Source organism: Plesiomonas sp. (assembly GCF_051650925.1).
Classification (GTDB): Bacteria; Pseudomonadota; Gammaproteobacteria; order Enterobacterales; family CAMTGL01; genus Plesiomonas.
The window spans coordinates 1-1672 of sequence record NZ_JBOFRH010000589.1 but is presented as its reverse complement, the minus strand read 5'-3'; the positions used below and the strand labels follow the sequence as shown (position 1 = coordinate 1672).

Sequence of the window (1672 nt, the reverse complement as noted above, 5' to 3'; positions counted from 1 at the left end):
GCTGGGCGAGCGGCACGCTTAGATTTTTTCGCTGGTGCATTATCAGCCAGCAGATTCAGCAGTTCGTTAGGATCAATGCCGTCAGCAATCAGCATTTCGCGGTATTGCTGCAATTTACGCTGACGCTCTTCATTTTCAGCCCGATTTTGTTCGGCTTCATGACGGCGCTCTTCCACCACAGTGGTCAGCTTTTCCAGCATATCATCCAGTTGTTCCATAGGAAGCTCGCGGGCCAGAGCTCGCATGTTACGAATATTGGTTAACAGCTTAATCATGTCGCTCATCGTATTTATCTCGGAGAAATTTATTGTTTCTTATGCTGTATTAAATGCGCACAGCAAATCTAATTGGATCAGTAATCAAAGATAAATAAATGCGATTTAAAAGTACATCATTAAAAGATGAAAAATAAAATTAATAACAAATATTCGGATCTGTCATCAAAAAAACTATTTAATGCCCCTGTTATCCATAAGTAGATTGCAAACAGAATCTGAATATCTGTCATTCTTTCTTGTTTAATTGTGTGATTTTTAAGTGAAAAATTCTTGGCGGAAAACCGAATTTTTGCATTGCATCACTGAAATAAATTGTTACTATGGATTTCGCTACAGAAAAGTAGAGGTGCGCTGTTTATCAGTAACTGTCAGGAGGGTGATGCCAGAGATTGACAGCGAAAGGAGCCAGCGCCGAAGTCAGAAACGCTATCGAAGCCTTCTGGCTGGTGCAATTCTCGAACAGGGCTTGCACTGCCATAGTCATAAGTTTGTTTATTACACTATGGAGCGCTACTGGTTGGTTTTGGTGCACATGTTCGTTGTTCCGTACCTTTAGTCATTTGACTGTCAGTAGATCTTCGCCGTACTTTTAAGGTAAAGATCATGAATATTGTTGATTATTCCAATTCATTTTGGGCGGTTTTGCCCCCTTTCACTGCACTGGTTCTCGCTGTTGTTACCCGCCGCGTTCTTTTTTCGCTAGGAATGGGGATTGTTCTGGGTGCGCTGCTATTAACGCAATTCTCACCATTAAATGCACTGGGCTATTTACAACAAAAAGCCACGGCATTGGTATGGGATGATGGCGCGCTGAACTGGTGGAACATTCATATTCTGCTGTTTTTATTCCTGCTGGGCGGAATGACCGCGATGTTAACGCTTTCTGGTGGTAGCCGCGCTTTTGCGCAGTGGGCTAGACAGCGGATTAAGACACAACGTGGCGCTAAGTTGCTGACTGTATTCTTAGGTGCCTTCATCTTTATTGATGACTATTTTAACAGTTTGGCGGTAGGGTCGATTGCTCGTCCAGTAACCGATCGCGCTCATATTTCGCGTGCCAAGCTGGCCTATATTCTGGACTCCACCGCCGCACCGGTGTGCGTGATGATGCCGGCGTCTAGCTGGGGGGCGTACATTATCACCATTATTGGTGGCATTTTGACAACGCACGGAGTGACCGAATACACTCCGTTGGGCGCGTTTGTCGCTATGGTGCCGATGAACCTGTACGCCATTTTTGCGCTGGTGATGGTGCTGGTGGTGTCTTGGTTGTCACTGAATATCGGTCCGATGCGTCGTCATGAGCGCATGGCCAGCGAAGGGATCTCCCTGACTGGTCGTGAGATGGAAGAGCAGAGCAACGATCACGGCTTTAGCGTGCGTGAGCTGGAGTC

2 protein-coding genes and 1 riboswitch are annotated in these 1672 nt (G+C 45.9%); of the genes, one reads left to right on the top strand and one right to left on the bottom strand.

What is annotated here, in order from left to right; translation table 11 throughout:
* Nucleotides 1–284, bottom strand: a 284-nt coding sequence (locus ACRC27_RS14100) for an H-NS family histone-like protein (protein ID WP_438640166.1), incomplete at its 3' end; no start/stop codon positions are given.
* 327 nt (nt 285–611) lie between these two features.
* Nucleotides 612–799: riboswitch (Lysine riboswitch) on the top strand.
* 82 nt (nt 800–881) lie between these two features.
* Between ACRC27_RS14100 and ACRC27_RS14095 the strand changes: the two genes are divergently transcribed.
* A partial coding sequence (locus ACRC27_RS14095; protein WP_438640165.1) for a Na+/H+ antiporter NhaC family protein occupies nt 882–1672 on the top strand: 791 nt, incomplete at its 3' end.